Raw genomic sequence first — 6,943 nt, forward strand, 5'->3', positions numbered from 1 at the left:
GGCTCGCCGCCCTCCCCGCCGCCACCCGCGAACGGCACCTGCTGCGGCTGGTCACCCGTGCCGTCGCCGACGCCCTGGACCACCCCGCCGGCGGCACGGTCCCCGCCCGCCGGTCCTTCACCGACCTCGGAGTCGGCTCACTGGCCGCCGTCCGCATCCGCGACACCCTCGCCGCCGAGACCGGGGTGTCCCTGGCGGTGTCCGCCGCCTTCGACCACCCCACCCCCCGCGACCTGGCCCGGCACCTGCTCACCGCGCTGTTCCGCGAGGACGTCGACGGACCACGCCCGCCCCGGCGACCCGAGGCCGACCCGTCGACCGGGGACACCGTGGCCCTCGTCGGCCTCAGCTGCCGCTTCCCCGGCGGATCCGACAGTCCCGAGGCCTACTGGCGGCTCCTCGTCGAAGGCACCGACCCCGTGACCGACGTGCCCGCCGACCGGTGGGACGCCGCCGCCTACCACGACCCCGACCGCGCCGCACCCGGCCGCGCCTACACCCAGCGCGCCGCCTACCTGCCCGACATCGCCGACTGGGACGCCACCCTGTTCGGCTACACCGCCCGCGAGGCCCTCCGACTCGACCCGCAACACCGGATGGTGCTGGAACTGGTGTGGTCGGCCCTGGAGGACGCCGGGCTGTCCGCCGACCGGATGCGCGGCAGCCGGACCGGCGTGTTCCTGGGCATGACCGACTCCCAGCAGTACCAGGCACGGCAGGCCGAGGCGGAGGGCGCGTCCCTCGCCGACGACCCCCACTTCGCCCTGGGCACCTCCGCCAGCGCCGCCGCCGGCCGGATCGCCTACCACCTCGACCTGCGCGGACCCTGCCTGACCGTCGACACCGCCTGCTCCTCGTCGCTGGTCGCCGTGCACCTCGCCGTGCGCAGCCTGCGGGCGGGGGAGTGCGACACCGCCATCGTCGCGGCCAGCTCGGCGACCCTCAGCCCCGAGGTGTTCGTCCAGGCCTGCAAGACCCACATGCTCGCCGAGGACGCCCGCTGCAAGGTCTTCGACGCCGCCGCCGACGGCTACGTCATCGGCGAGGGCGGCGCGGCCGTGGTGCTGCGCCGGACCAGGGACGTGCGCGCCGACGACCCCGCACCGCACGCGGTGCTGCGGGGGACGGCCACCAACTCCGACGGGCACACCAACGGCCTCACCGCGCCCAACGGCGCGGCCCAGCGGGCGGCGATCACCGACGCCCTCGCCGACGCCGGGCTCCGCCCGGAGGACCTGGACTTCGTCGAGGCGCACGGCTCCGGCACCGCCCTCGGCGACGCCATCGAGTTCGGTGTCCTGCGCGAGGTGTTCTCCCACCGGGAGGACGACCGGCCGCTGCTGGTCGGCGCCGCCAAGAGCAACGTCGGCCACCTGCTCGTCGCGGCGGGCATGGCGGGCCTGGTGAAGGCGGTCCTGGCCCTGCGGGCCCGGCAGCTGCCCCCGAACCAGCACCTCACCACCCCCAGCGACCACGTCGACCTCGACGGGCCGGTGCGCCCCGCCACCGCGCCGCACCCCCTCACCGGGGCACCCGGCCAGCCACCGCGAGCCGGCGTCAGCTCCTTCGGCTGGTCCGGCACCAACGTCCACCTCGTCCTGGAGGCCCCACCCGCCCCCACCCCCCAGGCGGACGGCAGCGACCACGGCCACCAACTGCTCACCGTGTCCGGTGCCACCCAGCAGGCGGCGCGGGACAACGCCCTCGCCCTGGCCGACCACCTCGCCGACCACCCCGAACTCCGGCTGTCCGACGTGGCCCACACCCTGGCCGCCGGCCGGGCCGCCCTCGCCCACCGCCTCGCCGTCGTCGCCGCCGACCCCGCCGAGGCGGTCGCCGCGTTGCGCGCCGCCGCCACCCGCACCACCACACCCACCACCGGCGACACCCCGCACACCGTCGACGCCACCGACGACCGGCCGGAACTCGCCGAGCAGCTGGCCGCCTGGGGACTGCGCGACCAGGCGGACCCCACCGCCGAGCTCGTCCTGTCCGCGACCGGCGCCGGTGAGTTCCCCCTGCCCGACACCTCCGACGAACGGGGCTGGCTCGACCTGGTCGGCCGGCTCTGGGAACGGGGAGTCGGCGTCGACCTGACCCCGGTGAGCCGGCCCGGCGCCCGCACCCTCCGGTTGCCCACCTACCGCTTCCACCGCGCCCGCTACTGGCCCGAGAGCACCGGCCACCGCGACCCGCGCCCGGGAACCGCCGCCCCCGGCGTCACCTTCTACGGACCCACCTGGCACCGCGACGAGTCCCCGCGCGCACTGGCACCGGCCGAACCCGGCACCGTGCTGGTCCTCGCCCACGACGGCACCCTCGCCGACGGGCTCCGCGCCGCCGGCCACACCCCGGTGGCCGTGCGGCCCGGCCCGGCCCTCCGCCTCGGCGGGGACCAGCCCCACGAACTCGACCCGGCCGAGGCCGACCACCTCCGCCAACTGCTGGCCGAGGTGGACACCGGCACCGGCCCGCTGCGGGTCGTGCACGCCCTCGGCCTGCGCCCCGCCCCCGACACGCCCGCGGCGCTGCGGGACGGCGTGCACAGCCTCGTCGCCCTCGTCCAGGCCGCCTCCGCCGTCGCCCCCACCCGACCGCTGCACCTGCTGGTGGCCACCACCGGCGCCGCCGACGTCCTCGGCGGGGAGCCCCTCGACCCGCTCCGCGCCCTGCCCGCCGGCCTCAGCCGAGGCCTCCGACGCGAATACCCCTCGGCCCGCGTCGCCTGCGTCGACCTCGACCCGGACGCCACCGACCACGCCCACCGCGTCCACACCGAACTGTCCGCGCTGGCCGCACCCACCCCACCCGACACCGCCCACGCCTGGCGGCGCGGCCGGAGGTGGCGCGCGGCGCTGGACCCCCTCACCCTGCCCGCCGTCCCCACCCGGCGGGTGTGGCGGGAGGGCGGCACGTACGCGATCACCGGCGGGACCGGCGAGCTCGCCCTCGCCCTCGCCGCCCAGCTCGCCCCGCTGCGCCCGCGCCTGGCCCTGCTGCACCGCCGCACGCTGCCCCCGGCCGACCGGTGGGAGGCCGTGCTGGCCGAGCACCCGCAGGGCGAGGACGCCCGGGCGATCGGCGAGATCCGCGCCCTGCGGGCCGCCGGGGTCGAGGCGCACCCGTTCGAGGCCGACGTCACCGACCCCGACGCGATCGCGGCCGCGCTGGCGGAGGTCCACGACCGCCTCGGCGCCCTCGACGGCGTCCTGCACCTGGCCGGGGTGGCCGGCGGCGGCCTGCTGCAACACCGCCCCCGGGACCGCGCCGACGCCGTCCTCGCCCCCAAGATCACCGGCACCCTCGCCCTGGCCGAGGCGCTGCGCCGCCGCCCCGTGCCCCTGCTGGCCCTGTTCTCCTCGGCGGTCACCGCCGTCGGCGGCTACGGCGAGACCGACTACGCCGCGGCCAACGCGTTCCTCGACGCCTTCGCCCTCGCCCACGACGGCACCGGGGCGGTCGCCGAGCGTGTGGTCTCCGTCGCCTGGGGACCGTGGCGGCGCGACCGGTGGCAGACCGAGGCGTTGGCCGACGCCCCCGAACTCCGCGCCAGGATGCTGCGCTACCGCGCGCGGGCCGGCATCACCGACGCCGCCGGCCTCGACGCCCTCACCCGCGTGGTCGCCGCCGGCCCCCCGCACGTCTACGCGCTCGGCGACACCCTCGACGGCCTCACCGCCCAGGCCACCGGAACCGGCCCCGACGTCGACGCCGCACCCGGCGTGGTGCCACCGGAGGACCGCCGGCCCCGCCCCGCCCTGCGCACCCCCTACCTGGCGCCCCGCGACGACACCGAACGGCACATCGCCGAGGTGTGGCAGGACCAGCTGGGCGTGGACCGGGTCGGGGTCCACGACCCCTTCTTCGAACTGGGCGGCACCTCGCTGATCGGACTGTCCGTGGTGGCCCGCCTCTCCAGCCACTTCGGCATCGAGTTCGCCCCGGCGAACCTCTTCGAACGCCCCACCGTCGCCCGGTTCGCCGAACTGGTCCGCGACCCCGGCGACGAGCACACCCCCGAACCGGGCACCACCCGCGCGGCGCGCCGCGGCGAACGCCGCCGAGCCGTCGCCGCCCGGCGTCGCCGGTAGTTACTTCGAGATGGGCACCCGGTGGACGCGCCACATTGGGGCAGGTCAGGGGCCCGACCTAGCCTCTGCCGAGATCAGGCGATCCGGTGACGAGATCACGTGAGGTGAGTCAGCCACATGACCGAGAACACACGTGAACCGGGCGACGCCGGAGCCGACATCGCCCTCGTGGGGATGGCCGGCCGCTTTCCCGGCGCCCCGGACGTCCGCCGGCTCTGGACGAACCTGCGGTCCGGTGTCGAGTCCATCTCCCGGTTCACCGACGAGGAGCTGCGCGCCGCCGGAGTGCCCGCCGACCAGCTCACCGACCCCGACTACGTGCGCGCCGGGTCCGTGCTCGACGACATCGACCTCTTCGACGCCGGGTTCTTCGGCTACACCCCCCGGGAAGCCCAACTGCTGGACCCGCAGCAGCGGCTGTTCCTGGAAAGCTCCTGGCACGCCCTGGAGGACGCCGGCGTCGACCCGGCCCGGTTCGACGGCAGCATCGGCGTCGTGGGCGGCGCCGCGCTGAGCACCTACCTGACCCACCACCTGTTCGGCCACCCCGACCTGCTGGAACTGCTCGGGCAGGTCCAGGTGGGACTGGCCAACGACAAGGACTCGCTGGCCACCCGCGTCGCCCACGCCCTCGGCCTCACCGGACCCGCCTACGCCGTGCAGAGCTACTGCTCCACCTCGCTGGTCGCGGTGTCCCTCGGCTGTTCCACCCTCCTCGCCGGTGAGGCCGACCTCGTCCTCGCCGGCGGTGCCACCGTCTCCCTGCCCCACCGGGTCGGCTACCTGTACCAGGAGGCCGGCATGTCCTCCCGGGACGGCAGCTGCCGGGCCTTCGACGCCGCCGCCACCGGAACGCCCGTCGGCAGCGGCGTCGGCGTCGTGGCGCTGCGCCGCCTGGAGGACGCGCTCGCCGACGGCGACCGGATCTACGCGGTCATCCGGGGCTGGGCGGTCAACAACGACGGCTCCGACAAGGTCGGGTTCACCGCCCCCGGCGTCGCCGGGCAGGCCGCCGTCGTCGCCGAGGCCCTCGCCGCCGCCGGGCTCGAACCCGCCGACATCGACTACCTGGAGGCCCACGGCACCGGAACCCCCCTCGGGGACGCCGCCGAGATCTCCGCGATCCAACAGGTCTTCGACACCGAGGGCGTGCGGCTGCGCGTCGGCTCGGCCAAGACCAACCTCGGTCACCTCGACCGCGCCGCCGGTGTCACCGGCCTGATCAAGACCGCCCTGGCCCTGCGCCACGAGGAGATCCCCGCCACCCTCCACCTCACCACCCCCAACCCGCAGCTGGCCCGCTCGGGCGACCGCATCCGCGTCGTCGCCGACCGCCAGCCCTGGCCCCGGGGGACCCGGCCCCGCCGGGCCGGGGTGAGCGCCTTCGGGATGGGCGGCACCAACGCGCACGTCGTCCTCGAGGAACCGGCGGAGGCCACCCCGGTCGCCCCGTTGCCCGCCCGCCGGCACCAGGTGCTGGTCTGGTCCGGTCGGGACGCCGCCGCCGCCGACGAGTCCACCGCCCGGCTGGCCGCCTTCCTCCAGGACACCCCCGACGACCTGCCGGCCGCCGCCTACACCCTCCAGGCCGGCCGGGCCGTCCTGGAACACCGCCGGGCCGCCGTCGTCACCTCCGCCCACGACGCCGCCGACGCCCTGGCCAGCGACACCGCCCAGCGGGTGTTCACCCGGGCCGACGCCACCACCGGCCGCACCACCGGTTTCCTGCTCGCCGGGGTCGGCGAGCACTACCGGGGCATGGTCGCCGGTCTCCACCGCGCCGAACCCGTCTTCGCCGAGGCCCTCGACGCCTGCCGCGCCGTGTTCGCCCGCCACCTCGACGAGGACCCCGTGGAGGAACTGCTGCGGGACCGGGAGGCCGGCGGCAACGACCTCGCCCGGTTGCTGGGCCGCGACACCGGGTCCGCCGACGACGGCGACCTGGCGCGCACCGAGGTCGTGCAGCCGGCCATGTTCGCCGTGGACTACGCCCTGGGCCGGCTCGTGTCCTCCTGGGGAGTGCGGCCCCGCGTCCTGCTCGGCTACAGCATCGGCGAGTTCGCCGCCGCCTGCCTCGCCGGCACCCTCACCCTCGACGAGGCCGCCAGCCTCGTCGCCGTCCGCGCCACCCTCATCTCCCGGCTCCCCCCGGGCGCGATGGCCGCCGTCCCGCTCTCCGCCGGGGAACTGCGCCACCGGTACGGCACCACCGGCCTGGGGGTGGACATCGCCGCCGAGAACGGGCCGAGGTTCGTCGTCGTCTCCGGGGCGGTCGACGCCGTCGACCAGCTCGCCGACCGCCTGGCCCACGACGGCGTCCCGCTGCGCCGGCTCCGCACCCGCCACGCCTTCCACTCCGAGGCCCTGCGCCCCGTCGCCGGCGAGCTCACCGACTGGGCACGGCGCAACCTCAGCCCCCGGCCACCCGCCACCCCCTACCTGTCCAACGTGACCGGTCAGCTCATCACCGAGTCCCAACTGGCCGACCCCGGCTACTGGGCCCAGCACATGGTGAGCACCGTCCGCTTCGCCGACATGCTCGGCACCGTCCTGGCCGGCGGGGACGACGTGCTCCTCGAACTGGGACCGGGCCAGTCCCTGGGCGCGATGGCCCGCAACCACCCCGACTGCGGGCCGGAGCGCTGGCCGCTGCTCGTGCCCACCCTGCCCGCCGAGGCCGACCCGGCCACCGACGAGGCCGTGCTGGCCACCGCCGTCGCCCAGCTGTGGCTCGCCGGCGTCGACGTGGACTGGGCCGCCTACCACCAGGGCCGGGGCGCCAGGAAGACCACCGTCCCCGACTATCCGTTCCAGCGCCGCCGCTACTGGATCGAGGCCCGACCCGGCACCCC

General features: G+C 76.5%; 2 protein-coding genes. Both read left to right on the forward strand.

Annotated features, from left to right (window positions below; translation table 11 throughout):
* The coding region (locus tag ACTIDRAF_RS0209270) for an SDR family oxidoreductase (RefSeq protein WP_016698458.1) at positions 1-4,091 on the forward strand (4,091 nt) is incomplete at its 5' end.
* A 117-nt stretch (positions 4,092-4,208) separates the two neighbouring features.
* The coding region (locus ACTIDRAF_RS27985) for a type I polyketide synthase (protein ID WP_016698459.1) at positions 4,209-6,943 on the forward strand (2,735 nt) is incomplete at its 3' end.

Source organism: Actinoalloteichus spitiensis RMV-1378 (assembly GCF_000239155.1).
Classification (GTDB): Bacteria; Actinomycetota; Actinomycetes; order Mycobacteriales; family Pseudonocardiaceae; genus Actinoalloteichus_B; species Actinoalloteichus_B spitiensis.